General features: G+C 66.4%; 23 protein-coding genes and 2 rRNA genes. 6 read left to right on the top strand and 19 right to left on the bottom strand.

The genetic code is table 11. The features are described 5' to 3' along the window. Positions 1 to 37: 37 nt before the first annotated feature. The 6 genes from WD026_RS15475 to WD026_RS15450 are packed head-to-tail and all read right to left on the bottom strand — an operon-like array spanning position 38 to position 6,593. Positions 38 to 1,168 (bottom strand): acyl-CoA dehydrogenase family protein, encoded by a 1,131-nt coding sequence (locus WD026_RS15475; RefSeq protein WP_425724548.1) that lies wholly within the window; start codon positions 1,166 to 1,168, stop codon positions 38 to 40. A 14-nt stretch (positions 1,169 to 1,182) separates the two neighbouring features. Continuing rightward, a complete protein-coding gene (locus WD026_RS15470; RefSeq protein ID WP_425724547.1) occupies positions 1,183 to 2,364 on the bottom strand; it encodes an acetyl-CoA C-acyltransferase in 1,182 nt (393 codons plus the stop codon). 30 nt (positions 2,365 to 2,394) lie between these two features. Then, positions 2,395 to 4,197, bottom strand: a complete 1,803-nt coding sequence (gene aceK, locus WD026_RS15465) for a bifunctional isocitrate dehydrogenase kinase/phosphatase (RefSeq protein WP_425724546.1) — start codon at positions 4,195 to 4,197, stop codon at positions 2,395 to 2,397. A 20-nt stretch (positions 4,198 to 4,217) separates the two neighbouring features. Next, positions 4,218 to 4,877: a carbonate dehydratase gene (gene can / locus WD026_RS15460; RefSeq protein ID WP_425724545.1), complete on the bottom strand. Its 660-nt coding sequence runs from the start codon at positions 4,875 to 4,877 to the stop codon at positions 4,218 to 4,220. Positions 4,878 to 4,915: 38 nt separating this feature from the next. Next, the gene (locus WD026_RS15455; protein WP_425724544.1) at positions 4,916 to 6,097 is read right to left on the bottom strand and encodes an isovaleryl-CoA dehydrogenase; all 1,182 of its coding nucleotides are present in this window, start codon (positions 6,095 to 6,097) and stop codon (positions 4,916 to 4,918) included. A 34-nt stretch (positions 6,098 to 6,131) separates the two neighbouring features. After that, entirely contained in the window at positions 6,132 to 6,593 is a 462-nt protein-coding gene (locus tag WD026_RS15450; protein WP_425724543.1) for a PaaI family thioesterase, read from the bottom strand. Between the two features lie 131 nt (positions 6,594 to 6,724). On the opposite strand from WD026_RS15450, the gene WD026_RS15445 reads away from it, so the two are divergent. Next, positions 6,725 to 7,327, top strand: coding sequence for an IMPACT family protein (locus tag WD026_RS15445; RefSeq protein WP_425724542.1), 603 nt, complete (start codon positions 6,725 to 6,727; stop codon positions 7,325 to 7,327). Here the strand turns inward: WD026_RS15445 and WD026_RS15440 are convergent, their stop codons facing one another. Further along, the gene (locus tag WD026_RS15440; protein WP_425724541.1) at positions 7,328 to 7,732 is read right to left on the bottom strand and encodes a MerR family transcriptional regulator; all 405 of its coding nucleotides are present in this window, start codon (positions 7,730 to 7,732) and stop codon (positions 7,328 to 7,330) included. A gap of 120 nt (positions 7,733 to 7,852) precedes the next feature. Between WD026_RS15440 and WD026_RS15435 the strand changes: the two genes are divergently transcribed. Continuing rightward, on the top strand, positions 7,853 to 8,989 hold the full coding sequence (locus tag WD026_RS15435; protein WP_425724540.1) for an MBL fold metallo-hydrolase: 1,137 nt from the start codon (positions 7,853 to 7,855) through the stop codon (positions 8,987 to 8,989). Here the strand turns inward: WD026_RS15435 and WD026_RS15430 are convergent. The 9 genes from WD026_RS15430 to WD026_RS15390 form a co-directional block, all read right to left on the bottom strand. Then, positions 8,962 to 9,858 carry a M48 family metallopeptidase gene (locus WD026_RS15430; RefSeq protein ID WP_425724539.1) on the bottom strand — a complete coding sequence of 299 codons (897 nt, stop codon included), beginning with the start codon at positions 9,856 to 9,858 and terminating at the stop codon, positions 8,962 to 8,964. The genes WD026_RS15435 and WD026_RS15430 overlap by 28 nt on opposite strands. Positions 9,859 to 9,878: 20 nt before the next feature. Next, complete coding sequence (locus tag WD026_RS15425) at positions 9,879 to 10,628, bottom strand: lysophospholipid acyltransferase family protein (RefSeq protein ID WP_425724538.1); 750 nt, start codon at positions 10,626 to 10,628, stop codon at positions 9,879 to 9,881. Then, a complete protein-coding gene (gene gmhB, locus WD026_RS15420) occupies positions 10,625 to 11,200 on the bottom strand; it encodes a D-glycero-beta-D-manno-heptose 1,7-bisphosphate 7-phosphatase (protein ID WP_425724537.1) in 576 nt (191 codons plus the stop codon). Before gmhB ends, WD026_RS15425 begins: the two co-directional genes overlap by 4 nt. 1 nt (position 11,201) lies before the next feature. Next, positions 11,202 to 13,322 carry a glycine--tRNA ligase subunit beta gene (gene glyS / locus WD026_RS15415; protein WP_425724536.1) on the bottom strand — a complete coding sequence of 707 codons (2,121 nt, stop codon included), beginning with the start codon at positions 13,320 to 13,322 and terminating at the stop codon, positions 11,202 to 11,204. Between the two features lie 15 nt (positions 13,323 to 13,337). Next, positions 13,338 to 14,243: a glycine--tRNA ligase subunit alpha gene (glyQ, locus tag WD026_RS15410; protein WP_425724638.1), complete on the bottom strand. Its 906-nt coding sequence runs from the start codon at positions 14,241 to 14,243 to the stop codon at positions 13,338 to 13,340. A 95-nt stretch (positions 14,244 to 14,338) separates the two neighbouring features. Next, positions 14,339 to 16,147: an apolipoprotein N-acyltransferase gene (lnt, locus tag WD026_RS15405; protein WP_425724535.1), complete on the bottom strand. Its 1,809-nt coding sequence runs from the start codon at positions 16,145 to 16,147 to the stop codon at positions 14,339 to 14,341. A gap of 66 nt (positions 16,148 to 16,213) precedes the next feature. Continuing rightward, on the bottom strand, positions 16,214 to 17,080 hold the full coding sequence (locus WD026_RS15400; protein ID WP_425724534.1) for an HlyC/CorC family transporter: 867 nt from the start codon (positions 17,078 to 17,080) through the stop codon (positions 16,214 to 16,216). Positions 17,081 to 17,175: 95 nt separating this feature from the next. Further along, positions 17,176 to 17,832: a GNAT family N-acetyltransferase gene (locus WD026_RS15395; protein ID WP_425724533.1), complete on the bottom strand. Its 657-nt coding sequence runs from the start codon at positions 17,830 to 17,832 to the stop codon at positions 17,176 to 17,178. Between the two features lie 98 nt (positions 17,833 to 17,930). Next, entirely contained in the window at positions 17,931 to 18,410 is a 480-nt protein-coding gene (locus tag WD026_RS15390; protein WP_425724532.1) for an Lrp/AsnC family transcriptional regulator, read from the bottom strand. A 104-nt stretch (positions 18,411 to 18,514) separates the two neighbouring features. Between WD026_RS15390 and hppD the strand changes: the two genes are divergently transcribed. Together hppD and phhA are read left to right on the top strand one after the other, a co-directional pair. Then, positions 18,515 to 19,639 (top strand): 4-hydroxyphenylpyruvate dioxygenase, encoded by a 1,125-nt coding sequence (hppD, locus tag WD026_RS15385; protein ID WP_425724531.1) that lies wholly within the window; start codon positions 18,515 to 18,517, stop codon positions 19,637 to 19,639. 10 nt (positions 19,640 to 19,649) lie between these two features. Beyond that, positions 19,650 to 20,504 (top strand): phenylalanine 4-monooxygenase, encoded by an 855-nt coding sequence (phhA, locus tag WD026_RS15380; RefSeq protein ID WP_425724530.1) that lies wholly within the window; start codon positions 19,650 to 19,652, stop codon positions 20,502 to 20,504. On the opposite strand, the gene WD026_RS15375 is transcribed toward phhA, so the two are convergent. Further along, complete coding sequence (locus tag WD026_RS15375; protein ID WP_425724529.1) at positions 20,426 to 21,355, bottom strand: esterase/lipase family protein; 930 nt, start codon at positions 21,353 to 21,355, stop codon at positions 20,426 to 20,428. The two genes, phhA and WD026_RS15375, sit on opposite strands and share 79 nt — an antisense overlap. 18 nt (positions 21,356 to 21,373) lie before the next feature. On the opposite strand from WD026_RS15375, the gene WD026_RS15370 reads away from it, so the two are divergent. Together WD026_RS15370 and WD026_RS15365 are read left to right on the top strand one after the other, a co-directional pair. Then, a complete protein-coding gene (locus WD026_RS15370) occupies positions 21,374 to 22,135 on the top strand; it encodes an FFLEELY motif protein (protein ID WP_425724528.1) in 762 nt (253 codons plus the stop codon). Positions 22,136 to 22,156: 21 nt separating this feature from the next. Continuing rightward, positions 22,157 to 23,080 carry an MBL fold metallo-hydrolase gene (locus WD026_RS15365; RefSeq protein WP_425724527.1) on the top strand — a complete coding sequence of 308 codons (924 nt, stop codon included), beginning with the start codon at positions 22,157 to 22,159 and terminating at the stop codon, positions 23,078 to 23,080. An 85-nt stretch (positions 23,081 to 23,165) separates the two neighbouring features. Here the strand turns inward: WD026_RS15365 and rrf are convergent. Together rrf and WD026_RS15355 are read right to left on the bottom strand one after the other, a co-directional pair. Then, a 5S ribosomal RNA gene (gene rrf / locus WD026_RS15360) occupies positions 23,166 to 23,278 on the bottom strand. A 178-nt stretch (positions 23,279 to 23,456) separates the two neighbouring features. Continuing rightward, positions 23,457 to 26,327: ribosomal RNA gene (locus WD026_RS15355) — 23S ribosomal RNA — on the bottom strand. Between the last annotated feature and the right edge of the window lie 27 nt (positions 26,328 to 26,354).

Here is a 26,354-nt window from a genome sequence, read left to right as displayed (position 1 = left end):
GGGTCGAGATGGTACCTGCCGCCCGGGCGGCAGGCCCTCAGGCCAGGGCGCGCTGGATCAGGATCTTCTGCACGTCCGAGGTGCCTTCGTAGATCTGGCAGACCCGCACGTCGCGCCAGATGCGCTCGACCGGGAAGTCGCTCACATACCCATAGCCGCCGTGCACCTGGATGGCATCGCTGCACACGCGCTCGGCCATCTCGCTGGCGAACAGCTTGGCCATGGCGGCCTCCTTCAGGCAGGGCTGGCCGGCGTCGCGCAGGGCGGCGGCGTGCAGGGTGAGCGAGCGCGCCGCCTCGATCTGCGTGGCCATCTCGGCCAGCCGGAAACCCACCGCCTGGTGGTTGAAGATGGGCTGGCCGAAGCTCTCGCGCTGCTTGGCGTAGGTCACGGCGCACTCGAAGGCGCTGCGCGCCATGCCGATGCTCTGGGCCGCAATGCCGATGCGCCCGCCTTCCAGGGCCGAGAGCGCGATCTTGTAGCCCTCGCCCTCGGCACCGATCCGGTTCTCGGCCGGGATGCGGCAGTTCTCGAAGTTGATCTGCGCCGTGTCGCTGCTGTGCTGGCCCACCTTCTCTTCCAGCCGGGCCACCTGGTAGCCGGGGGTGTCGGTGGGCACGATGAAGGCGCTCATGCCGCGCTTGCCGGCGGCCTTGTCGGTGACCGCGATCACGATGGCCACCTGCCCATGCCGGCCGCTGGTGATGAACTGCTTCACCCCGTTGATGACATAGCTGTCGCCGTCGCGGGTGGCGGTGGTGCGCAGGGCCGAGGCGTCGGAGCCCACATGCGGCTCGGTCAGGCAGAAGGCGCCGAGCAGCCGGCCCTGGGCCAGCGGGCGCAGCCACTGTTCCTGCTGCTGCGCATTGCCGTAGCGCATGAGGATGGCATTGACCGGGCAGTTGGTCACGCTGATGGCGGTGCTGGTGCCGCCGTCGCCGGCCGCGATCTCTTCCAGCACCACGGCCAGGGTGACGTAGTTCAGGCCGGCGCCGCCCAGCTCTTCGGGCACGCAGATGCCATACGCCCCCAGCTCGGCCAGGCCGCGGTGGGCTTCCACCGGAAAGTGGTGCTCACGATCCCACTTCGCGGCGTTCGGCCACAGCTGCTCCTGGGCAAAGGCGCGCACCGCGTCGCGGATCATGATCTGGTCGTCGGTCAGCAGCATGGCGCGGGTCCGGTTCAGAGCAGTTCGATGGCCATGGCGGTGGCTTCGCCGCCGCCGATGCACAGCGTGGCCACGCCGCGCTGGCCGCCACGGGCCTGCAGGGCATGGATCAGCGTGACCAGGATGCGCGCACCGCTGGCGCCGATGGGGTGGCCCAGGGCACAGGCGCCGCCGTTCACGTTGACGCGCTCGTGCGGCACCTTGAGGTCGGCCATGAGGGCCATGGGCACCACGGCAAAGGCCTCGTTCACTTCCCACAGGTCCACGTCGGCCACCGACCAGCCGGTGGCCTGCAGCAGCTTCTGGGTGGCGAACACCGGGGCGGTGGTGAACCAGTTCGGCTCCTGCGCGTGGGTGGCGTGGCCGACGATGCGGGCCAGCGGCTTGGCACCCAGCGCCTGCGCGGTGGAGGCGCGGGCCAGCACCAGGGCAGCGGCGCCGTCGTTGATGGACGAGCTGCTGGCGGCGGTGATGGTGCCGTCCTTCTTGAAGGCGGGCTTGAGCGCCGGAATCTTGTCGAGCTTGACCTTGCCCGGGCCTTCGTCGATGGACACCACGCGCTCGCCGCTGCGGTCCTTCACGGTGACCGGGGTGATCTCGGCCGCGAAGGCACCGCTCTCGGTGGCGGCCTTGGCGCGCTGCACCGAGGCGATGGCGAACGCGTCCTGCTGCTCGCGGGTGAACTGGTATTTGGCGGCGCAGTCTTCACCGAAGGTGCCCATGCTGCGGCCGGGTTCGTAGGCGTCTTCCAGGCCGTCGAGCATCATGTGGTCGAAGATGCGGTCGTGGCCCATGCGGTAGCCGCCACGGCCCTTGAGCATGAGGTAGGGGGCGTTGGTCATGCTCTCCATGCCACCGGCCACCATCACGCGGGCGCTGCCGGCCATGAGCATGTCGTGGGCCAGCATGGCGGCCTTCATGCCCGAGCCGCACATCTTGGACAGCGTGACCGCACCGGCCGACAGCGGCAGACCGCCCTTGAGCGCGGCCTGGCGTGCCGGTGCCTGGCCCTGGCCCGCCATCAGGCAGTTGCCGAACAGCACTTCGTTCACCTCGGCCGGCGCCACACCGGCGCGCTCCACCGCGGCCTTGATGGCGGCACCGCCCAGGTCGTGCGCGGCCAGCGGGCTGAAATCGCCCTGGAAAGCGCCCATGGGCGTGCGGGCGGCACCGAGGATGACGACGGGATCGGACATGAAGAACTCCTTGCGAAACAGTTGAAGGGATCAGAGCGCGCGCAATCTGCGGTCGCGCTCGTAGGGAAAGACGTCGTGCACATGGCCCGCCTGGATGCGTTCCTTGTGCGACTGCCAGAAGGTCACGTCCAGCAGGTCGCCGTGGTGCCGCATGAACACCTCGCGCACGGCCGGGTTGCCCAGCAGGAAGGGTCCGAAGGTCTCGGGGAAGACATCGTTCTTCGCAACCGAATACCAGACCTCGCCGGACATCTCGTCGTCCTCGTTGCGGGGCGCGGGCACGCGGCGGAAGTTGCAGTCGGTGATGTACTCGATCTCGTCGTAGTCGTAGAACACCACCTTGCCGTGGCGGGTGATGCCGAAGTTCTTCCACAGCATGTCACCGGGGAAGATGTTGGCCGCCACCAGGTCCTTGATGGCGTTGCCGTACTCCAGCACGGCGCGCTCCAGCTGGCTGCGGGCGTGGGTGTCGTCCGGGTTGGCCTGCAGCGCATCGAAGGCTTCCTGCAGGTAGATGTTGAGCGGGATCATGCGCCGCTCGATGTAGACGTGCTTGAGGATGACCTCGATGGTGCCGTCGCCGTCGCGGTCGGAGATCTCGATCTGGCTGGGCGCGAACTTCTGGATCTCGGCGATCAGCTCGTCGGTGAAGCGGTCGCGCGGGAAACCCACCTCGGAGAACTCCAGCGTGTCGGCCATGCGGCCCACGCGGTCGTGCTGCTTGACCAGCAGGTACTTGTCGCGGATCTGCTCGCGCGTGGTGTCCTTCTGCGGCGGGTAGTAGTCCTTGATGACCTTGAACACGAACGGAAAGCTCGGCAGGTCGAACACCAGCATCACCATGCCCTTGATGCCGGGCGCAATGCGGAACTTGTCGGTGCTGTGCCGCATGTGGAAGAGGAAGTCGCGGTAGAACAGCGTCTTGCCCTGCTTGGCCAGACCGAGCGCGTTGTAGAACTCGGCGCGCGGCTTGCGCGGCATCATGCTGCGCAAAAACTGCACATAGGCGCTGGGGATCTCCATGTCGACCATGAAGTAGGCCCGCGCAAAGCTGAACAGGATCAGCAGGTCGTCCTCGCCGAACAGGGCGGCGTCGATCACCAGCTTGTCGTCGCGGTTGTGCAGCACCGGCAGCGCGAACGGCACTTCCTGGAAGCCGTTGATGATCTTGCCGACGATGTAGGCGCCCTTGTTGCGGAAGAACAGGCCGGAGAGCACCTGGAACTGGAAGTTGGCGCGCAGCTTCACATGGTCGAAGTGCCGCTTCATGGCGGTGAGCACCAGGCGGGCGTCGCGCTCGATGTCGTCGAAGGGCACCGTCAGGCCGAAGTCCTGGATCAGCCGCAGCACCTCGGCTTCCATGGTCTCGGCCGTGGGGTAGTAGCAGCGGTAGGTGGGGCGGGCGGTCGGTTCCTCGTTCTCGATGTACTCGGTGGAGACCGCCGGCCGCACGAAGATGAAATCGTTCTGGAAGTAGGCCCGCTGCAGGATCTTGGTGGTGACCGAGTTGAAGAAGGTCTCGGCCAGCTCGGGCTGGTGGTGGTTCACCAGCAGCCCGATGTAGTGCAGCTTGACCTGCTCCCACACGTCCATGGGCTGGTCGCCGGCATCGAACTCCTTGATCAGCCGGCGCACGCATTCCATGACCCGCAGGTCGTAGAACTCGATGCGTTCGCGCTGGGCGCGCTGCTGGCCGCGCCAGTCGCGCGTCTCGAAGCGGTGCTTGGCCCGGGCCGACTCGGTGCGGAACAGCCGGTAATGGCGGTTGAAACCGTCCATCATGGCCTTGGCAATGTCGTAGGCGAGCCGGGAATCGAGTTGCTGCGGGAACATGGCCGGTCTCCTGTCGAGGGTCAGAGGCCGCGGCGGCTGGCCACGGCGGCCACGGCCGCGCGGTAGGCGGCCTCCAGCCCGGCGGTGCCGTTGACGGTGAGCAGCAGGTCGTGCAGCAGGCCGTCGCGCAGGCCGTACACCCAGCCGTGCAGCGTGATCTTCTGGCCCCGCGTCCAGGCGTCCTGCAGCACCGTGGTCTGCACCACGTTCATGACCTGCTCGATCACGTTGAGCTCGCACAGGGCGTCGTGCCGTACCTCGGCGGGCAGGCGCTCCAGCAGCGGGGCGTGGCGGTCGCGCACGTCCTTGATGTGGCGCAGCCAGTTGTCGGCCAGGCCCACGCGCGAATCGTGCAGCGCGGCCTGCACGCCACCGCAGCCGTAGTGGCCCACCACCATCAGGTGCTCGACCTTGAGCATGTCCACCGCGTACTGGATGGTCGAGAGGCAGTTCAGGTCGGTCGGCACCACCACGTTGGCCACGTTGCGGTGCACGAACACCTCGCCCGGGGCCAGGCCAGTGATCTGGTTGGCGGGCACGCGGCTGTCGGAGCACCCGATCCACATGTAACGCGGGCTCTGCTGGGCCAGCAGGTCGGTGAAGAAGTTGGGCTTCTCCGCGACCATCTGCGCCGCCCAGGCGCGGTTGTGGTCGAACAGGTCTTGAAGGTGGGTGTCCATGCGGCGATTGTCGTCGAGCGGTCTTCGTCCGACCTGACTCACATCGTCTCGTTGAACAGCTCGCGGCCGATCAGCATGCGGCGGATCTCGCTGGTGCCGGCACCGATCTCGTACAGCTTGGCGTCGCGCCACAGGCGGCCCAGCGGGTACTCGTTGATGTAGCCGTTGCCACCGAAGATCTGCACGCCGTTGCCGGCCATCTTCGTGGCCTCTTCGGCACACCACAGGATGACGCTGGCGCAGTCCTTGCGCACCTGGCGCACATGCTCGGCACCCAGCGCATCGAGGTTCTTGCCGATCTGGTAGCAGAAGGCGCGCGCGGCCTGCAGCACGGTGTACATGTCGGCCACCTTGCCCTGGATGAGCTGGAACTCGCCGATGCTCTGGCCGAACTGCTTGCGGTCGTGGATGTAGGGGATCACGTTGTCCATGACCGCCTGCATGATGCCGATGGGGCCGGCGGCCAGCACGGCGCGCTCGTAGTCCAGGCCGCTCATGAGCACCTTGGCGCCGTTGTTGAGGCCGCCCAGGATGTTCTCGGCCGGCACCTCGACGTTCTGGAACACCAGCTCGCCGGTGTGGCTGCCGCGCATGCCCAGCTTGTCGAGCTTCTGTGCCACCGAGAAGCCCTTCATGCCCTTCTCGATCAGGAAGGCGGTCACGCCACGGGCGCCCATCTCGGGTTCGGTCTTGGCATAGACCACCAGGGTGTCGGCATCCGGGCCGTTGGTGATCCACATCTTGCTGCCGTTGAGCACGTAGTAGCCGCCCTTGTCGTCGGCGCGCAGCTTCATGCTGATGACGTCGCTGCCGGCGCCCGGCTCGCTCATGGCCAGGGCACCCACGTGCTCGCCGGTGATGAGCTTGGGCAGGTACTTCTGGCGCTGCGCGTCGGTGCCGTTGCGCTTGATCTGGTTGACGCACAGGTTGCTGTGCGCGCCGTAGCTCAGGCCCACCGAGGCCGAGGCGCGGCTGATCTCTTCCATGGCGATCATGTGGGCCAGGTAGCCCATGTTGGCACCGCCGTACTGCTCGGGCACGGTGATGCCCAGCACGCCGAGCTCGCCCATCTTGCGCCACAGGTCCATGGGGAACTGGTCGGTGCGGTCGATCTCGGCCGCACGGGGCGCGATCTCGGCCTGGGCAAAGTCGCGCACCGCGTCGCGCAGTGCGTCGATGTCGTCGCCGAGCATGAAGTTGAGGCCGGGCAGCTGGGTCATGGGAACAGTCTCCGAAGGAAAAAGGGATGGGGCGTCAGCCCTGCACGTCGTCACGGCCGGTGATGGCCATGAGCGTGGCGTTCATGGTGGCCACGAGTTTCTCGCGGCCCTGGTCGATGGCAAAGGCCTGGCCTTCGGTCACGGTGATGGTGCGGCCGGGCTTGAGCACCCGCCCGACCATGCGGAAACGCTGACCGCGTGCCGGCGCCAGCAGATTCACCTTGAACTCGATGGTCAGCACCGCCGCCTCGGGCTCCATCAGCGTGAAGCCGGCATAGCCGCAGGCCGAATCCAGCACGGTGGACACCACGCCGGCATGCAGGAAGCCATGCTGCTGCGTGAGGCCGGGCGCCCAGTCGAGCGCGATCTCCACCTCGCCCGGCTCCACCCGCTGCAGCGTGGCGCCCAGCGTGCCCATGACGCCCTGGCGGGCAAAGCTGTCGCGCACACGGCGCTCGAAGTCGCGCGAGCGCACGACAAAGTCGGTAGGGGGCATGGCGCTGGAGGGGAGTGGGAGGGCTGAAAGAACCGCCGGATTCTAGTTTGACGTTTACGTAAACGTCAATGAAGAAGCCCCCGGGACCATCCCGCCCTTGGGTATGCTGCAGCCCCCTGCCCGCCCGCCCCATGCCCTACAGCCTGTCCGCCCCCGTCACCAGCGAGCTGCTCATCCGCAAGAGCCGTTTCCTGGGCTGCGTGGAGCCGGTGGCGGACCGGGTGCAGGCGCTGCAGCGGGTGGCCGCCGTGCGGGCCGAGCACCCGACCGCCACCCATGTGTGCTGGGCCCTCATGGCCGGCGGGCATTCGGCGGCCAACGACGACGGCGAGCCCGGCGGCACCGCTGGCCGGCCCATGCTGGAAGTGCTGCGCCACCAGGACCTGGACGGCGTGCTGGCCACCGTGGTGCGCTACTACGGCGGCATCCTGCTGGGCGCCGGCGGGCTGGTGCGGGCCTACACCGACAGCGTGGCCCAGGCCCTGCTGAAAGCCGAGAAGGTGCCGCGCACCGTGTTCCAGGGCCTGTGCTGCACCGTGCCCTACGCACTGGAGGGCTGGCTGCGGCGCGAACTGGCGGCACAGGGCGCCACGCTGGGCGAGGTGGCGCACGGGCAGGCGGTGACGCTGGATTTTTCGGTGCCGCAGGCCGCGGCGGCGGCACTGGTGACCCGCATCAACGATGCCAGCCAGGGCCAGGCGGTGTGGCACCGGCCGGATGGCGAAGGCGCCTGATCAGGCGGTTTTTTTCTCGACCTTGGCCAGCAGCGCCCGGGCTTCCTTCTCGTGCACCTTCACCTCGTCCAGGTTGGCCATGAGGTCGGCCAGCTGCTCCTCGAGCTGGCGGCGGTGGTCGGCCAGCACCGCCAGGAACTTGCGCAGCTGCGGCCCGGTGTCGCGCGGGCTGTCGTACATGTCGATGATCTCGCGCGCCTCGGTCAGCGACAGGCCCAGGCGCTTGGCCCGCAGCGTGAGCTTGAGGCGGGTGCGGTCGCGCGCGCTGTAGACCCGGTTGCGGCCACCCGGCCCTTCACGCTGCGGCTGCAGCAGCCCCATGTCCTCGTAGAAGCGGATGGCGCGCGTGGTGAGGTCGAACTCGCGCGCCAGATCGCTGATGGTGAAGGTCGGGTTGGTGGCCATGGTCCGGGGTGGGTGTCGGGTTGCAGACAGTCGCGGGATGGGGCGGTGCCTAGAATGCGGCGGCCGATTGACGTTTACGTCAACGTCAGACCGGCCGCATCTTAATCCAATACCCACGCCATGAACCCGTCACGCAACGCGCTGGAAGCCCGCCTGCACTACCCCCTGGGCGACGCCCTGCCCGAGCCCGGGCGCTCGCTGGAGGTGGCCCCCGGCGTGCGCTGGGTGCGCATGGCCCTGCCGTTTGCGCTGGACCACATCAACCTGTGGCTGCTGCGCGACCAGCTGGACGGCATCGACGGCTGGACCGTGGTGGACTGCTGCATCGACAGGCCCGAGTCGCGCGCGCAATGGATGTCGGTGTTCGAGCACGAGCTGCAGGGCCTGCCGGTGCTGCGGGTGGTGGTGACCCACATGCACCCGGACCACATCGGCCTGGCCCACTGGCTGTGCGAGCGCTGGTCCACACCGCAGCACGAGTGCCGGCTGTGGATTTCGGCCACCGACCACGCCGTGGCCCGCATCGGCTCGGGCGGCATCGGGGGTTTCGGTGCGGAGGCCGCTGCGGTCTTCTTCGGTTCGCACGGCCTGACCGACCCCGAGGCGCAGGCGAAGATCCGCCAGCGCTCCAGCTATTTCCCGGGCCTGGTGCCGGCGGTGCCGGCCAGCTTTGCGCGCCTCATGGACGGGCTGGAAGTCACCATCGGTGGCCATGCCTGGCGCTGCATCAGCGGCTACGGCCATGCACCGGAACACATGGCGCTGTGGTGCGAGGCACTGGGCGTGCTCATCAGCGGCGACATGGTGCTGCCGCGCATCTCCACCAATGTGAGCGTGTACGACCAGGAGCCCGAGGCCGATGCGCTCAAGCTCTTCCTGCACTCCATCGACAAGTTCCGGGCGCTGCCGACTAAGGCGCTGGTGCTGCCCTCGCACGGTCGGCCTTTCACCGGCCTGCACGAACGCATCCACCAGCTGCACGACCACCACCGCGACCGCCTGCAGGAGGTGCTGGACGCCTGCCGCACCCGGCCGCACAGCGCGGCCGACATCCTGCCGGTGCTGTTCCCGCGCACGCTCGACCTGCACCAGACCACCTTTGCCATGGGCGAGGCCGTGGCCCACCTGAACCGGCTGTGGCACGGCGGACAGCTGCAACGGCAGCGGGGCGACGACGGGGTGTGGCGGTTCGCTGCGGTGGATGCCACCGTGGACGCAACCGAAAAGGCTCAGGCGTCCGGCGGCACGGCCACCTGACGCAGCGCCTGACGCCGTTCGCGGTGGTCGGGCATGACGCTGGCCACCACGTCCCAGAAGCGCGGGCTGTGGTCCATGTGGCGCAGGTGGCTGAGCTCGTGCACCACCACATAGTCCACCATCTCCATCGACAGGAAGATCAGCCGCCAGTTCAGGCGGATGGTGCCGTCGGCGGTGGCGCTGCCCCAGCGCGTGCCGGCACTCGACAGGCGCAGGCGGCTCCACTGCACGCCGAGCTGCGGCGCAAAGTGCTGCAGCCGCTCGGTGAACACCGCCTCGGCCCGGCGCATCAGCCAGGCCTGGGCAGCATCGCGGATCTGGGCCTCGGTGGCTTGGTGCGGCAGCCCCAGGCGCAGCACCGCCGGTTCACCCGGCACGGCCGAGGGCTCGAACTGCGCGTGGCGCGAGCCCCGGCTGCCATAGGCATGGGTGGGATCGAGCAGCAGGCGCACCGGCTGGCCCAGCACCTCGAACCCGGCGCCGTCGGCCCAGCCGATGCGGGCCTGGTCGAGCGTGCTGCGGCGCTCGCGCGCGGCCTGCAGCTTCTCCAGCACCCAGCCGGCGCGGTCGTGCAGCAGGGCCTCGACCTCGGCCACCGGGGTCCAGCGCGGCGCGCTCACGGTCAGCCCGTCCGGGCCGACGCTCAGGCCGATGGTGCGGCGCTTGGCGCGCTTGAACTCGTAGGCCACCTGGCACTGGCGCAGGCGGATCTGGCGGTTGGCCCGCGGGTGGTGCCAGGTGGCGGGCTGGAACACCTCGTCCATCGGCACGGCCGGCGGTGCGTCGGCCGCGGGCAGCGGTCGCGCCGGCGGTGGCAGCGGGTCGGGCCCGCCGAGGAAATCGAGCGCCAGCTGGAGGAAGCGCTGCATGGCGATCTGCGTCCTGCCGCTCAACGCCCGGCGTAGGCCTCGGGGTCGAGGCGGCGCATCTCGGCCTCGATCCAGGCCTCCACCTCGCGCATCAGCTCGTCGGCTTCGCGGCCCTCGCTGGGAATGGGCTTGCCGATCGAGAAGTCCACCACGCCCGGCCGTTTGATGAGCGCCTTGCGCGGCCAGCACCTGGCCGAGGTGACGGCGATCGGGATCACCGGCGCGCCGGTGGCCACGGCCAGCCGGGTGCCGCCGGTCTTGTAAGTGCCCTGCTCGCCACGGGGTATGCGCGTGCCCTCGGGGAACATGATCACCCAGGTGCCCTGGTCGAGCAGCCGCTGCCCTTGCTGCACCACCTTGTTGAAGGCCTGGGCGCGCTTGCTGCGGTCGATGTGGATCATGTCCATCTTCGCCATGGCCCAGCCGAAGAAGGGCACGTACAGCAGCTCCTTCTTGAACACATAGGCCAGCGGGTGCGGCATGAGCGTGGGCATGCAGAAGGTTTCCCAGGTCGACTGGTGCTTGAGCAGCAGGATGGCCGGCGCCGTGCTGCCCACCGGCAGGTTCTCGAAACCGCTGATGCGGTTGCGGATGCCCAGCATCAGCTCGCCGCTGCGCACCGCCAGGCGCAGCCAGCCCACACACATCCAGTAGATCTGCGTGCTGTTGAGGAAGGGCGCGGCGATCAGCACCGCCAGCGCCCACGGCACCACGGTCACGGCCATGAACAGCAGGTGCAGGACCGAGCGGAGGGCGTGGAACAGGATCATGCGGGGGTCTTGGAAACGGTGGGTTGGGACAGCAGCCAGTCGGCAAAGGCGGCCAGGTCGGCATGCACCCGGGTGCCCGGCGGCAGGTCGGGCAGGGCCTGCACCTCGGCACTCGCCAGCCCCGCCAGGGGGCCAGTGAGCAGCAGGTGGGCCGGGCAGCCCGCAGCGGCCGCAGCCGTCACGTGCCGCAGCGTGTTGCCGGCGGCCGGCACCTCGGCCAGCGGCACGCCGAAGCGGCGACCGATCTGGCGGAACAGGCCGGGGCGCGGCTTGCGGCAGTCGCAGTTGTCCTCTGGCGCATGCGGACAGAGGAACACCGCCTCCACACGCCCGCCCACCGCCGAGAGCTCGCGCTGCATGCGGGCATGCACCGCATTGAGCGAGGCCATGTCGAACAGGCCGCGGCCGATGCCGGACTGGTTGGTGGCCAGCACCACGCGCCAGCCGCCGTGGTTGAGCCGGGCCACCGCCTCGAGCGCGCCGGGCATGGGCTCCCACTCGTCCGGCGACGCCACCTTGTCGTCGCGGCTGCGGTTGAGCGTGCCGTCGCGGTCGAGGATGAGCAGCTTCATGTCATGCGGCCAGTCGGGCCAGATCGGCCACGCGGTTCATGGCGGTGTGCAGCTGCTGCAGCAAGGCCAGCCGGTTGGCCTTGAGGGCCGGGTCGTCGGCATTGACCATCACGCCGTCGAAGAAGGCGTCCACCGGCGCACGCAGCGCCGCCAGGGCCTGCAGGCTGGCGGTGTAGTCGCCCTGCTCGAAGCGGGCGTCGGCACCGGGCACCGTGGCACCGATGGCGGCCGCCAGCGCCTGCTCGGCCGGCTCGGCCAGCAGGGCAGCATTCACAGAGGCCCCCACGCCGTCGGACTTCTTGAGGATGTTGCCGATGCGCTTGTTGGCCGCCGCCAGGGCAGCGGCCTCGGGCAGCGCGGCAAAGCTGCGCACCGCCTGCAGGCGCCGGGCCACATCGCCCAGGCGCGCGGGGCGCAGGGCCAGCACGGCGTCCACTTCCTGGGCGCTGTAGGCCTGTTCACGCAGGCTGCCGGCCAGGCGGTCGAACATGAAGTCGGTCAGGGCTTCCGTGGGGTCGGTGATCAGGCTGCCGAAGGCCGGCACGGCGGCGCGGACGAGACCGGTCAGGTCCAGCGGCAGATCGCGCTCGGTGAGCATGCGGATCACGCCCAGGGCGTGGCGGCGCAGGGCGAACGGGTCCTTGTCGCCGGTGGGCAGGTTGCCGATGCCGAACATGCCGACCAGCGTTTCCAGCTTGTCGGCCAGGGCCACCACCAGGCCCACCGGGTTGCGCGGCAGCTCGTCGCCGGCAAAGCGCGGGCGGTAGTGGTCTTCGATGGCGAAGGCGATGTCTTCGGTCAGGCCGTCGTGGCGCGCGTAGTAGCCGCCCATGATGCCCTGCAGCTCGGGGAACTCGCCCACCATGTCGGTGAGCAGGTCGGTCTTGGCGAGCTGGGCGGCGGTGTCGGCCTGCTTGGCCAGGAGGTCACCCCCCAGCTGCTGGCCGATGCTGCGCGCAATGGCGCGCACGCGTTCCATGCGCTCGCCCTGCGTGCCCAGCTTGTTGTGATAGACCACCTTGCCCAGGCCCTCGACGCGGCTTTGCAGCGTCTTCTTGCGGTCCTGGTCGAAGAAGAACTTGGCGTCGGCCAGGCGCGGGCGCACCACGCGCTCGTTGCCGCCGACGACTGCGCTGGCATCGTCCGGGCGGATGTTGCTCACCACCAGGAAGCGGTGCGTCAGCCGGCCCTGCGCATCCAGCAGCGGGAAGTACTTCTGGTTGGCCTTCATGGTGAGGATCAGGCACTCCTGCGGCACCTCCAGGAACTGGCGCTCGAACTCGCACACCAGCACGTTGGGGCGCTCGACCAGGGCGGTCACCTCGTCCAGCAGGGCGTCGTCCTCGATCGGGCGGCAGCCCCCGCCCACACGCTCGGCGGCGGCGGCCAGCTGGCGCTGGATCTCGGCGCGGCGCTCGGCAAAGGAGGCAATCACCGCGCCGTCGGCCGCCAGCGTGTCGGCATAGGCGTCGGCGGACGGCAGCGGCACCGGGTCGATGCGCGCTTCAAAGCGGTGGCCGTGGGTGGCGTTGCCGGCCTGCAGGCCCAGGGCCTTCACCGGCACCACGCTGCTGCCGTGCAGGGCCACCAGGCCATGGGCCGGGCGCACGAACTGCACGCTGGTCCAGCCCGGCAGATCGCAGCCCGATTCGAGCTGGTAGGTCATGACCTTGGGAATGGGCAGCTGGGCGAGTGCGTCGTCCAGCGCAGACTGCAGGCCCGCGGCCAGATCGACGCCCGGGGCCACGCTGTCGAAGAACAGGGCCTCGGCCTTGCCGTCGGGCGCGCGGCGCAGGCCGGCCACGGCCGACGCATCGGCGCCCAGCGCGCCCAGGCGCTTGAGCAGGGCGGGCGTGGGCTGACCCGAGGCGTCCAGGCCCACGGCCACCGGCATGAGCTTTTGCGACACGGCGCGGTCGGCGGCCCTGGCCAGCACGCCGGTGATGTGCGCGGCCAGCCGGCGCGGCGACGCAAACGGCGTGACCACCGCGTCCTGCGGGGCCAGGCCCTGGGACACCAGCCGCTGGGCCAGCACCTGGGCAAAGGCATCGCCCAGCTTCTTCAGGGCCTTGGGCGGGAGTTCTTCGACAAACAGCTCGACGAGCAGGTTCTGTGCGGTCATCGTTGTTCTTCTTTTTCAGGCGGCTTTTTTCGGCATCTGCTCGACCCACTCGCGCGGGGCCATGGGGAAGCCCAGGCGCTCGCGGCTCTCGTAGTAGCTCTGGGCCACGCTGCGGGCCAGGTTGCGGATGCGGCCGATGTAGGCGGCGCGCTCGGTCACGCTGATGGCGCCGCGTGCATCCAGCAGGTTGAAGCTGTGGGCGCACTTGAGCACCTGCTCGTAGGCCGGCAGCGCGAGCTGCTGCTCCATCAGGTACTTTGCCTGCTTCTCGTGGGCACCGAAGGCGGTGAACAGGAAGTCGGCGTCGGAGTGCTCGAAGTTGTAGGCCGACTGCTCCTTCTCGTTCTGCAGGTAGACGTCGCCGTAGCTCATGGTGTCGGTCCACTTGAGGTTGTAGACGTTGTCCACGCCCTGCAGGTACATGGCCAGGCGCTCCAGGCCGTAGGTGATCTCGCCGGTGGCGGGCTTGCAGTCGATGCCGCCGACCTGCTGGAAGTAGGTGAACTGGGTCACCTCCATGCCGTTGAGCCAGACCTCCCAGCCCAGACCCCAGGCGCCCAGCGTGGGGTTCTCCCAGTCGTCTTCCACGAAGCGGATGTCGTTCTTCTTCAGGTCGAAGCCCAGGGCCTCCAGGCTGCCCAGGTAGAGCTCGAGGATGTTGGCCGGCGCCGGCTTGAGCACCACCTGGTACTGGTAGTAGTGCTGCAGCCGGTTCGGGTTCTCGCCGTAACGGCCGTCCTTGGGGCGGCGGCTGGGCTGCACGTACGCGGCCTTCCAGGGCTCCGGGCCGATGGCGCGCAGGAAGGTGGCGGTGTGGCTGGTGCCGGCGCCCACTTCCATGTCGTAGGGCTGGAGCAGGGCGCAGCCCTGGGCGTCCCAGTAGGACTGCAACTTCAGGATGATTTGCTGGAAGGTCAACATGGCGGGCACGCGGTCTGTGCCGCGCTGCTGGGTGGAATCGGGGGAGCGCGGCCGTGCGCCGCACAAACGCCCGATTTTACGGGCCGGGGGCCCGCTCAGCGGCGGCGGGTGCGGCCACCGCGTCGCCCCAGGTGGCGCAACGCTCCCAGCACCAGCACCAGCGCGCCGCACAGCATGCCCAGGGGCATCAGACCCCAGGTGCCGGCCCAGCGCGCAAACGGAGTCAGGCCTTCACGCCCCTGCACCGTGGCCTCCAGCCGGCCGCGCTCCAGCCGGGGCAGCAGGGCCGTCACCGCGCCGGTGTGGTCGATGACCGCCGTGGCGCCGGTGTTGGTGGCCCGCAGCACGGGCCGGCCCAGCTCCAGGGCCCGCAGGCGCGAGATCTGCAGGTGCTGGTCGATGGCCACCGTATCGCCGAACCAGGCGATGTTGCTGAGGTTGACCAGCACCGTGGGCGCAGTGGCCGGGTCGCGGAAGCCGGCGGCGATCTCCTCGCCGAACAGGTCCTCGTAGCAGATGTTGGCCGCCAGCCGCTGCCCGGCCCAGGACCACGGCACCTGCGGCAACGGCCCCCGCAGGAAGTCGCCCAGCGGGATGTTCATGAGGTCGGTGAACCAGCGGAACAGGGGCGGCACGAATTCGCCGAAGGGCACCAGGTGGTGCTTGTCGTAGCGGTAGAGCAAGGGGCCGGCATCGGCGGGTCGGCCGCCGGCGGCACGGGCGGCTGCAGGGCTGATGCCCCAGGCCGAGTTGGTGTAGCCCTGGGCATCCCCCAGTGGCAGTCCCACCAGCGCGGCGGCGGCGCCGGCACCTGGTTGCGCGCCCAGCGCGGCCATCAGCGGCGACCAGAAGCCGTCCCCCAGCTGGGACGGCAGCAAGGGCAGCGCCGTCTCCGGCGCGACCACCAGCAAGGGCTGATCGGCGCGCCGGGCCGCCGCCTGGGTGATCTGCTGCGGGTACCACGACAGGGCCTGCGCCAGGCCGGTGCCGGGCTGGAACTTCTGGTCCTGCGGGATGTTGCCTTGCAGCAGCCAGACCTGCAGCTCGCCGGCAGCGGTGGTGCCGGTCGCCGGCGGGCGCCAGGCCGGGCTGGGACCCAGGGTGGACAGCAACCCCGCCACCAGCAGCACCAGCAGCCCGTTGCGGATGCCGTCGGCCCAGGTGGCGCCCAGCCAGGGCCAGCGCGGCTGCACCCGGGCGGCCGGCTGGGGGATGCGGGAGCCCGGCGCGCCGGTGCGCGGCGGCCGGCTCACCGGCGACAGCAGCCAGGCCGCCAGGGTGCGCCACGCACCCGACACCACCGACGCCAGCACATAGGCCAGCAAGGCGGCCACGAAGCCCATGCCGTACACGCCCACCAGCGGTGCCCAGAACGGCATCAGATCGACATGGGCATAGCCGCCGGCGCCCCACGGGAAACCGGTGAACAGCTTGCCCCGGGCCAGCTCGGCCAGGGTCCACAGCGCCGCAAACATGAAGGCCTGCCCGGCCCGCGAGACCGGCGCCAGGGCGGCCAGCACACCGGCGGCCACCGCGTAGTACAGGGCCAGCGCCCCCCCCAGGGCACCGACCGCCAGCACCGCCATCCAGGCCGGCATGCCGCCGTAGGTGTTCATGGAAACGAAGAGCCACCAGAAGGTGCCGCACAGCCACGCGGTGCCAAACACCCAGCCGCGCCAGACCGACTGGCCCACCCGACCCGAGAACTGCAGGGCCAGCACCAGCAGTGCCAGCGACACGATCTGCCACACCCCGGCGGGCTGTCCGGGCGTGGTGCCCGGCAACGTCCAGTCGGCCCAGGGCCATGCGATCGAGAACGCCTGCAGCAGACCGGCCGCCACGCAGACCAGGAACCACAGGCTGCCGCCGCTGCGTCCGCCCCGCCCCGGCGGTCTGCGGCTCATCGGATTGAAGCTCGATGGCGTGTGCAGGGAATCGAAGAGGCTGCGCATGCGGCGTGACAGGGAGGATCAGGGTTCGGTCGGGATCGGCATGACCTTGAACCATTTCACCGCGCCGCCCTTGGTGTGCAGCACGACGAAGCGCAGTCCGTGCAGCTCGTGCTGCTCGCCGCGCTTGGGCACGTGGCCCATGGTGTGGGCGATCAGCCCGCCGATGGTGTCGAAATCGTCCTCGGGCAGCTGCAGACCGAAGGACTCGTTGATGCGCTCGATCGGCGTGTCGCCGCTGACCCGCCAGGTGCTGTCGGCCAGGGCAAAGATGTCGCCGTCGTCCTCGGCCACATCGAACTCGTCCTCGATCTCGCCGACGATCTCTTCCAGCACGTCCTCGATGGTGATGAGGCCGGCCACCCGACCGAACTCGTCGATGACGATGGCCAGGTGGTTGCGGTTGCCCCGGAACTCGCGCAGCAGGTCGTTCAGGCCCTTGCTCTCGGGCACGAAGGTGGCCGGGCGGAGCAAGGCGCGGATGTTGAGCTCGGGCGCGCGCTGCAGCTTGAGCAGGTCCTTGGCCAGCAGGATGCCGATGATGTTCTCGCGCTCGCCGTCGAACACCGGAAAGCGCGAGTGGCCGGTGTCGATGACCAGGTGCAGCAGCTCGTCGAAGGGGGCGTCGATGTCGAGCACGTCCATGCGGGGCGCTGCCACCATGACGTCGCCCGCGGTCATGTCGGCGATGCGGATCACGCCTTCGAGCATGACCCGCGATTCGGCATTGATGATGTCGTTGTCCTCGGCGTCGGCGAGGGTTTCGATCAGTTCATCCTTGGAGTCGGGTCCGGGGTGGATGAACTCGGCGAGTTTCTGCAGGAAACCTCGCTTGTCCACGTGCCGCAGGCTTCGCTGCGGCCCGCTACTGGGGGGTTGGTCGGCCACTGAAGGGATCGGGTGGTTGATACAGGGAGCAAGAATACCCCATGCGGCCATGGCCAGGGGTGGCCGCCACCGCATTCACCGGCGGGGTCGCCGGATCAGGAGCGGGCCCGTTCGCGGGCTTCGCGCACGCCCTGGCGGATATCCTGCAGCACCGAGAGCACGCTCCAGAACTGGCGCGCCTGGGACTTGAGGTGGTAATCGGTCAGGGCCACCTGCTCGTCGACCAGCTCGGTGACCCGGGAATCGAAATCGGCCGGGGGCAGCCACAGGTGGGCTTCGGACTCGGAGCCGGCCCGCTCGATCACGGCGCCGGCCTTGCGCGCGATCTTGAGCATGGCGGTGTTTTCCGACAGCGCGTGGATGAACAGCTGGCTCACACCCTCGTTGCGCGCCTTGATGGCCGCGCGCTCGAACAGCCGCCCGCCGTATCCGCGGCCCCGCGCCGCCTTGGACACCGACACGCCGAACTCGGCACAGGTGGTCAGCTGGGGATCGACCGAGAAGGCCAGGTGCGCCATGGCGATGAGCTGCAGCTTGCGGTTGAAGATGCCGAAGAGCTCGTCGCGCTCGAAGTTGAGCTGGGCTACATAACGGCGGATCTGCTCGTCGTTGGCGGCGTAGCCGAAGCGCAGGTAACGGTCATGCGGCTCCAGGGCCAGCAGGTGCGACTCGATGTCGCCCAGGTGGTCGCGGCCAAGCGAGCGGATGGGCACCACCGACGAGGTCCTGGGGGCACGGTTGCTGGAAGTCATGGGGCAAATGTACGGGTTAACCCTGATTCAAAGTAGGGAGGCGTGCCGACGATCGGTCCCACTGTCTCACAGCCGTGTGGCATTGCACAGCGCCGTGGTCACAGCGGCAGCGCGGTCGTGCTCTTGACCCGCTCCATCACGAAACTGGTCTTGCAGTCCTGCACGCTGGGGTGCTTGAGCAGGGTGTCCATCATGAAGCGCGCATAGGCCGCCATGTCGGCCACCACCAGCCGGAGCTGGAAGTCCATCTCGCCGGTGAGCGCGGCGCACTCCACCACCTCGGGCCAGGCCAGCACGCTGGCGCGGAATTCGTCCATGGGGTTGCGCTTGGCGCCACCGGCGTGTTTTTCGAGCCGCACGTTCACATAGGCGGTCAGGCCCAGGCCGACGGCTTCGGGTTGCACCAGGGCCACATACCGCGCGATCACCCCCGATTCTTCCAGCCGCCGCACCCGCCGCAGCACCGCGCTGGGCGAGAGGCCCACGGTGTCGGCGATCTGGTCGTAGGTGGCGCGGCCATCCTGCTGCAGCATGCGCAGGATGCCCCGATCCAGCTTGTCGAGTGCGCCTGTACTCATCAGATTGCAGCTTTCATGCGTTGAATCGGCGAATGATGGCAGAGAACGCCGGATTCGTGTGCCGTCCGGCCTCTACAGTGCGGCCACCACCCCATGGAGACACCATGAACGCACGCCCCGACACCAGCACCCTGGCCCACCCTTGGGACAACCCCATGGGCACCGACGGTTTTGAATTCATCGAATACGCGGCACCCGATCCGGCCGCCATGGGCGCCCTGTTCGAACGCATGGGCTTCAAGGCCATCGCCCGCCACCGTCACAAGGCGGTGACGCTGTACCGCCAGGGCGAGATCAACTTCATCATCAACGCCGAGCCGGACAGCTTTGCACAGCGCTTTGCCCGCCTGCACGGCCCCAGCGTGTGCGCCATCGCCTTCCGGGTGGCGGACGCCAAGGCGGCCTACGAGCGCGCCATCTCGCTGGGCGCCTGGGGCTATGCCGGTCAGGCGGGCCCGGGTGAACTCAACATCCCGGCCATCAAGGGCATCGGCGACTCCATCATCTATTTCATCGACCGCTGGCGCGGCAAGAACGGTGCACGCACCGGCGACATCGGCAACATCGGTTTCTTCGACGTCGACTTCGAGCCGCTGCAGCCGGGTTCGGGCGAGCAGCTCAACCCGGTCGGTCATGGCCTGACCTACATCGACCACCTCACCCACAACGTGCACCGCGGCCGCATGGCCGAATGGGCCGGCTTCTACGAGCGGCTGTTCAACTTCCGCGAGGTGCGTTACTTCGACATCGAGGGCCAGGCCACCGGCGTGAAGAGCAAGGCCATGACCAGCCCCTGCGGCAAGATCCGCATTCCCATCAACGAAGAAGGCAACGAGAAGGCCGGCCAGATCCAGGAATACCTGGACCGCTACCAGGGCGAGGGCATCCAGCACATCGCCATGGGCTCGACCAACCTGTATGAGACGGTCGATGCCCTGCAGATGGCGGGCGTGAAGCTGCTGAACACCAGCGAGACCTACTACGAGCTGCTGCCCAAGCGCATCCCCGGCCTGCAGGAGGACATCGAGGCGCTCAAGCAGCGCAACATCCTGGTCGATGGCCGCCCGGACGAGCTGCTGCTGCAGATCTTCAGCGAGAACCAGCTCGGCCCGATCTTCTTCGAGTTCATCCAGCGCAAGGGCAACCAGGGTTTCGGCGAGGGCAACTTCAAGGCCCTGTTCGAGACCATGGAGCTCGACCAGATGCGCCGCGGCGTGCTGACCACCTGAGGGCGTCACCATGGCCGTCGAACCTGTGGTGTATGGCGCCAGCACCCGCCCGCCGCGCGGCGACTACCGCCGCGCCCGGGACGACTACACCTGCGAACAGGACTGGTCGCAGTACACCGCGCAGGACCACGACACCTTCCGGCGCCTGCTGGCGCGCCAGTGCGCCCTGCTGCCCGGCCATGCGGCACACGCCTTCATCGAAGCGCTGCCGGCGCTCGGCGCCGACCAAGGCATCCCGCGTTTCGACGACGTCAACCGCCGGCTGCGGGTGGCCACCGGCTGGGAAATCGTCGCCGTGCCCGGCCTCATCCCGGAAAAGGCATTCTTCGAGCTGCTGGCCCACCGCCGCTTCCCGGTGACCGACTGGATCCGTCGGCCCGAGGAGTTCGATTACATCGTCGAGCCCGACGTGTTCCACGACCTGTTCGGCCACGTGCCGCTGCTGTTCGACCCGGTGTTTGCCGACTATGTGCAGCGCTATGGCCAGGGCGGTCTGCGGGCCCATGCGCTGGGCGCGGGCGAGCTGCTGTCCCGGCTGTACTGGTACACCATCGAGTTCGGCCTGATCCGGCAAACCGACGGCCTGAGGGCCTATGGCGCCGGCATCCTGAGCTCGGCCGGCGAACTGGTGCACAGCGTGCGAAGCCCACAGCCGCGCCGGATCGCCCTGGACCTGGAGCGCTGCATGCGCACCCGCTACAAGATCGACGATTTTCAGGCCACGTATTTCGTGATCGACAGCTTCGAGCAACTGTTCGACATGACCGCAGCCGACTTTGCGCCGATCTACGAACGGGTGCGTTCTGCCGGTGAGCTGAGCGCCGACGCCATCCAGGCCAGCGATTCGCTCATCACCACCGGCTGAAACGCCAGGTCCACATGACCGGCCGAGCGCAGCAGGCGGTTGTCTGCGCCGGCCAGCATCGCATTGGCCGGCGGAAACACGACGTGATCGGTGAGCGATCGCCAGCACAGGAAGCGCGTCGCGTCCTCGGTCCGTTCCCGCGAGCGCAGGGCCTGCAGCCACTCGCTGTCCTCGCGCATCTGCCGCCCGGCCAGGCTGTTGGCCCAGCGTGCCACCCAGGTGCCGTGATGCGGGGATCCGATGGTGACGCAGCCCTTGAGGCCTTCTGGCCAGCGCTGCTGCCGTGCGAGCCAGCGGCGGGTCACCAGACCGCCCATGCTGTGGGCCACCACCATCACCGGCTGCCCGGTGGCCAGGGCCTGCTGCATGACCGGGTCGAACACCGCCACCATGTCGTCGATGCTCCCGAACACCGGTTCAAGGTTGACCGAACGCCAGGTCCATCCACGGTCGCGCAATGCCTTCATCCAGGGCAGCCACAGCCCCCGGTTGCAGACATAGCCGTGGACCAGCACCACCACCGGCCTGTCCGGTGGCGGCATCGGGTCGGGGTCAGCCCGCCAGCGAAACGGCTGACGCCACATGAACACCGCGAGGTATGAGCGCCATTCGCGCCACCATGCCACCAGCCACTCCTTCCACGACGCCGTGTCCGCTGGCGACCGCCGCGCAATGACGTGCGCGGCCGTCCAGGAACCCAGTGCCATCACCACGGCGGGCAACCAGGCCCAGGCGAACGCGGCGGCCCAGGCCAGCGTCGGATGTGTCGACATCCACCACAGTGCCAGACCGGCGCTCAGCCCCACGGTCACCACCACGGTGACACGCTCCATCCACGCGACACGGCTCATGTCGTTATGCTCCCTGGCTTGAAGGAATCGTTCATGTCTGTGCCGAACCCATCCAGTCCTGCTGAACGCATTCGACGGCATCTGCGCGGCGTCGAGGCCTTGCGGTCGACGGCTGCCAGCGCCGGGACGGTGTCGGCGGTGCAGACGATCAAGCGGCTGCAGGCGGCCCGGTTCGAACACACCTACGCCGACTTCCTCGTCCACGCCGAGTATGCGGCCGCTGCCCGTTTCTTTTTGGGCGAACTCTACGGTGTGCGTGACTTCAGCCAGCGGGACCAGCAGTTCGCCCGCATTGCGGGGGGCCTTGAGCGCCTGTTTCCTGCGGCGGTGGCCGAACTGGCGGTCGATCTGGTGGAATTGCACGCCTTGACCGAGCACCTCGATCACGACATGGCGGTGGCCTGGAATGGCTTGTCGCCGGATCTGACGCAGGGGCAGCGCTATGTGGCGTCCTGGCATGCGGCCGGATCACGCGAGGATCGGGATCGGCAACTCATGGTCGTGAGTGCCATGGGGACCGAACTGGAGCATCTGACCCGAAAGAAGAGCCTGCGCACGGCGCTGCGCCTCATGCGGGGACCCGCCAGAGCAGCCGGACTCGATGCGCTGCAACAGTTTCTGGAGGCGGGATTCGACGCCTTCGCTTCCATGGCCCGGCCACGGGTGCTCATGGAAGCCATCCACGCCAGGGAATCCGACTGGCTGAACAGGCTTTACTCCACCGCAGACGCTGGAACCGCAGCCGAGCTGGATCGGATATGGACGGCGCGTCGCACTTGAGGCCACCCTTAGTTTTCCGCCATGGACACTTTGCATCCATCTGCCCTCGATGCCCTGGGCATCACGGTTCTTGAACGCGGCTGGCTTTCGTCCAACTGCACCGTCATCCGTGACGAGCAACATGCCTGGGTGGTGGACACCGGCTATTGCATCCATGCCGAACAGACCGCAGGCCTGATCGAGCAGGTGCTCGGGGATCAAGCACTGACGGGGGTCATCAACACGCACCTCCACAGCGACCATTGCGGTGGCAACGCAGAACTCGCCCGAAGGTACCCGGAAATGGAGATCCTGATTCCTCCGGGCCAAGCCGGCAGTGTCATCCCGTGGGATCCCGTGGCGCTGACCTACGAACCGACGGGACAACGGTGCCCGCCATTCGAATACACGCAGGTACTGAAACCAGGCACCACCGTTCGGCTTGGCCCCGCCACCTGGGATGTACTGGCTGCACCCGGACACGACCCGCACGCAGTACTGCTGTACCAACCCGACGCCCGTGTTCTCATCGCTGGCGACGCGCTGTGGGAAAACGGCTTTGGGGTCGTCTTTCCTGAGCTGGAGGGGGTGGATGCCTTCGCCGAGGTTCAGGCCACGCTGGCTGTCATCCGGTCGCTGGAACCGAGATGGGTCATCCCGGGCCATGGAAGGCCGTTCACCGACGTGACCGCCGCGTTGCACCGCGCCGAACAGCGACTGGCTCAATTCGTCACCAAGCCCGACAAACATGCGGAGTACGCTGCAAAGGTGCTGGTCAAGTTCCACCTGCTGGAGCACCAGACGGTCCCGCTCCAGTCGTTGAGCGCGTGGTATGAAACGACGCCCTACTTCGGCGTCGTCAAAAGCCGATACCCGGCCCTGGATCTGTCACTTCACACGCTGGTCGACAAACTCGTTGTGGTGAACGCAGCGGCGCGATCGGGAGACCTTGTGATCAACCTTTGAGAAACAGACCCCCAATAAATCGGAGCCACAAAAACAAATCCCCCGCCCTTTTTGAGGAAGGCGGGGGATTGTTGGGCTATTAGTAGCCTGACGATGACCTACTTTCACACGGGAATCCGCACTATCATCGGCGCAAAGGCGTTTCACTGTCCTGTTCGGGATGGGAAGGAGTGGTACCACCTCGCTATGGTCGTCAGGCATAAAGGGTTGCCTGGCTGCGACACCGCAGCCGGGCGAATTCATAGAGTCTGACACTGTGTTTGGCAGTGTCGATCAGCGTGTATTTTGATTGCATCCACGAGTGGCATATGCATGTGTTGTTCACATGTTGCATTTGCATGTCACTTGGGACACTTTGATATTGAATCAAAGTTATAGGGTCAAGCCGCACGAGCAATTAGTATCGGTTAGCTTAACGCATTGCTGCGCTTCCACACCCGACCTATCAACGTCCTGGTCTTGAACGACTCTTTAGGGGGCTCAAGGCCCCGGCAGATCTCATCTTGGAACGAGTTTCCCGCTTAGATGCTTTCAGCGGTTATCTCTTCCGCACTTAGCTACCCGGCAATGCCACTGGCGTGACAACCGGTACACCAGAGGTGCGTCCACTCCGGTCCTCTCGTACTAGGAGCAGGCTTCCTCAAATCTGCAGCGCCCACGGAAGATAGGGACCAAACTGTCTCACGACGTTTTAAACCCAGCTCACGTACCTCTTTAAATGGCGAACAGCCATACCCTTGGGACCGGCTACAGCCCCAGGATGAGATGAGCCGACATCGAGGTGCCAAACACCGCCGTCGATATGAACTCTTGGGCGGTATCAGCCTGTTATCCCCAGAGTACCTTTTATCCGTTGAGCGATGGCCCTTCCATACAGAACCACCGGATCACTATGTCCTGCTTTCGCATCTGCTCGACTTGTCAGTCTCGCAGTTAAGCACGCTTATGCCATTGCACTATTAGCACGATGTCCGACCGTACCTAGCGTACCTTCGAACTCCTCCGTTACACTTTGGGAGGAGACCGCCCCAGTCAAACTGCCTACCATGCACTGTCCCCGATCCAGATGATGGACCTAGGTTAGAACCTCAAACACACCAGGGTGGTATTTCAACGTCGGCTCCACCCGATCTAGCGACCGGGCTTCAAAGCCTCCCACCTATCCTACACAGATCTGTTCAAAGTCCAATACAAAGCTACAGTAAAGGTTCATGGGGTCTTTCCGTCTTTCCGCGGGGAGATTGCATCATCACAAACATTTCAACTTCGCTGAGTCTCAGGAGGAGACAGTGTGGCCATCGTTACGCCATTCGTGCAGGTCGGAACTTACCCGACAAGGAATTTCGCTACCTTAGGACCGTTATAGTTACGGCCGCCGTTTACTGGGACTTCGATCAAGAGCTTGCACCCCATCAATTAATCTTCCAGCACCGGGCAGGCGTCACACCCTATACGTCCACTTTCGTGTTTGCAGAGTGCTGTGTTTTTAATAAACAGTCGCAGCCACCTATTTTTTGCAACCCATTCACGCTTCGTTGTTCACTACACGCTAATAGGGCACACCTTCTTCCGAAGTTACGGTGTCAATTTGCCGAGTTCCTTCTCCTGAGTTCTCTCAAGCGCCTTAGAATACTCATCTCGCGCACCAGTGTCGGTTTGCGGTACGGTCAATTACAAGCTGAAGCTTAGTGGCTTTTCCTGGGACCTCGTTCAGTTACTTCGCGAGCAAGCTCGCTCGATCGGCAGCCTCGGTATATGACGGGCGGATTTGCCTACCCATCGCCTACTTCTGCCTAAACCGGGACATCCAACACCCGGATAACCTATTAAGATCCGTCCCCACATCGCACTTGTAATCGGTACAGGAATATTGACCTGTTTCCCATCAGCTACGCATCTCTGCCTCGCCTTAGGGGCCGACTCACCCTACGCCGATGAACGTTGCGTAGGAAACCTTGCGCTTACGGCGAGGGGGCTTTTCACCCCCTTTAACGCTACTCATGTCAGCATTCGCACTTCTGATACCTCCAGCATCCTTTACAAGACACCTTCACAGGCTTACAGAACGCTCTCCTACCACGCACATTGCTGTGCATCCGCAGCTTCGGTAACTGGCTTAGCCCCGTTACATCTTCCGCGCAGGACGACTCGATCAGTGAGCTATTACGCTTTCTTTAAATGATGGCTGCTTCTAAGCCAACATCCTGACTGTTTTAGCCTTCCCACTTCGTTTCCCACTTAGCCAATTTTAGGGACCTTAGCTGGCGGTCTGGGTTGTTTCCCTCTTGAGTCCGGACGTTAGCACCCGGTGCTCTGTCTCCCAAGCTGTACTCGTCGGTATTCGGAGTTTGCCTTGGTTTGGTAAGTCGCCATGACCCCCTAGCCAAAACAGTGCTCTACCCCCGACGGTAATACTTGAGGCACTACCTAAATAGTTTTCGGAGAGAACCAGCTATTTCCAAGTTTGTTTAGCCTTTCACCCCTATCCACAGCTCATCCGCTAGTTTTGCAACACTAGTCGGTTCGGACCTCCAGTACCTGTTACGGCACCTTCATCCTGGCCATGGATAGATCACTTGGTTTCGGGTCTACACCCAGCGACTGAATCGCCCTGTTCGGACTCGGTTTCCCTACGCCTTCCCTATTCGGTTAAGCTTGCCACTGAATGTAAGTCGCTGACCCATTATACAAAAGGTACGCCGTCACCCTTGCGGGCTCCGACTTTTTGTAAGCATGCGGTTTCAGGATCTATTTCACTCCCCTCCCGGGGTTCTTTTCGCCTTTCCCTCACGGTACTTGTTCACTATCGGTCGATGATGAGTATTTAGCCTTGGAGGATGGTCCCCCCATCTTCAGACAGGATTTCTCGTGTCCCGCCCTACTTTTCGCAAGCTCAGTACCACACAGGTCTTTTCACGTACGGGGCTATCACCCGCTATGGCCACCCTTTCCAGAGCGTTCCGTTAAGTCTTGTGCTATCACTTGCAGGCTTCTCCGATTTCGCTCGCCACTACTTTCGGAATCTCGGTTGATGTCTTTTCCTCGAGCTACTGAGATGTTTCAGTTCACCCGGTTCGCCTCGTTACCCTATGTATTCAGATAACGATACCTTTCGGTGGGTTTCCCCATTCGGAAATCTCCGGATCAAAGCTAATTTGCCAGCTCCCCGAAGCTTATCGCAGGCTATCACGTCCTTCGTCGCCTATCATCGCCAAGGCATCCACCACATGCTCTTATTCACTTGACCCTATAACTTTGATCCCTCGCACAGCTG

Origin of the sequence: Hydrogenophaga sp. R2 (assembly GCF_049843595.1) — a bacterium.
GTDB lineage: Bacteria > Pseudomonadota > Gammaproteobacteria > Burkholderiales > Burkholderiaceae_C > Hydrogenophaga.
Note: the sequence above shows the minus strand (reverse complement) of the source record. Positions and strands in the feature narration are given on the sequence as shown.

Bases quoted from the DNA above. Each gene is read 5' to 3' on its own strand.
- WD026_RS15395 (WP_425724533.1), bottom strand. From the start codon at position 17,832: ATGACTTCCAGCAACCGTGCCCCCAGGACCTCGTCGGTGGTGCCCATC.
- glyS (WP_425724536.1), bottom strand. From the start codon at position 13,322: ATGACCGCACAGAACCTGCTCGTCGAGCTGTTTGTCGAAGAACTCCCG.
- WD026_RS15470 (WP_425724547.1), bottom strand. From the start codon at position 2,364: ATGTCCGATCCCGTCGTCATCCTCGGTGCCGCCCGCACGCCCATGGGC.
- WD026_RS15365 (WP_425724527.1), top strand. From the start codon at position 22,157: ATGGACACTTTGCATCCATCTGCCCTCGATGCCCTGGGCATCACGGTT.
- can (WP_425724545.1), bottom strand. From the start codon at position 4,877: ATGGACACCCACCTTCAAGACCTGTTCGACCACAACCGCGCCTGGGCG.
- WD026_RS15390 (WP_425724532.1), bottom strand. From the start codon at position 18,410: ATGAGTACAGGCGCACTCGACAAGCTGGATCGGGGCATCCTGCGCATG.
- WD026_RS15425 (WP_425724538.1), bottom strand. From the start codon at position 10,628: ATGATCCTGTTCCACGCCCTCCGCTCGGTCCTGCACCTGCTGTTCATG.
- WD026_RS15450 (WP_425724543.1), bottom strand. From the start codon at position 6,593: ATGCCCCCTACCGACTTTGTCGTGCGCTCGCGCGACTTCGAGCGCCGT.
- hppD (WP_425724531.1), top strand. From the start codon at position 18,515: ATGAACGCACGCCCCGACACCAGCACCCTGGCCCACCCTTGGGACAAC.
- phhA (WP_425724530.1), top strand. From the start codon at position 19,650: ATGGCCGTCGAACCTGTGGTGTATGGCGCCAGCACCCGCCCGCCGCGC.
- WD026_RS15475 (WP_425724548.1), bottom strand. From the start codon at position 1,168: ATGCTGCTGACCGACGACCAGATCATGATCCGCGACGCGGTGCGCGCC.
- WD026_RS15445 (WP_425724542.1), top strand. From the start codon at position 6,725: ATGCCCTACAGCCTGTCCGCCCCCGTCACCAGCGAGCTGCTCATCCGC.
- aceK (WP_425724546.1), bottom strand. From the start codon at position 4,197: ATGTTCCCGCAGCAACTCGATTCCCGGCTCGCCTACGACATTGCCAAG.
- WD026_RS15455 (WP_425724544.1), bottom strand. From the start codon at position 6,097: ATGACCCAGCTGCCCGGCCTCAACTTCATGCTCGGCGACGACATCGAC.
- WD026_RS15430 (WP_425724539.1), bottom strand. From the start codon at position 9,858: ATGCAGCGCTTCCTCCAGCTGGCGCTCGATTTCCTCGGCGGGCCCGAC.
- WD026_RS15440 (WP_425724541.1), bottom strand. From the start codon at position 7,732: ATGGCCACCAACCCGACCTTCACCATCAGCGATCTGGCGCGCGAGTTC.
- gmhB (WP_425724537.1), bottom strand. From the start codon at position 11,200: ATGAAGCTGCTCATCCTCGACCGCGACGGCACGCTCAACCGCAGCCGC.
- lnt (WP_425724535.1), bottom strand. From the start codon at position 16,147: ATGAGCCGCAGACCGCCGGGGCGGGGCGGACGCAGCGGCGGCAGCCTG.
- glyQ (WP_425724638.1), bottom strand. From the start codon at position 14,243: ATGTTGACCTTCCAGCAAATCATCCTGAAGTTGCAGTCCTACTGGGAC.
- WD026_RS15435 (WP_425724540.1), top strand. From the start codon at position 7,853: ATGAACCCGTCACGCAACGCGCTGGAAGCCCGCCTGCACTACCCCCTG.
- WD026_RS15375 (WP_425724529.1), bottom strand. From the start codon at position 21,355: ATGAGCCGTGTCGCGTGGATGGAGCGTGTCACCGTGGTGGTGACCGTG.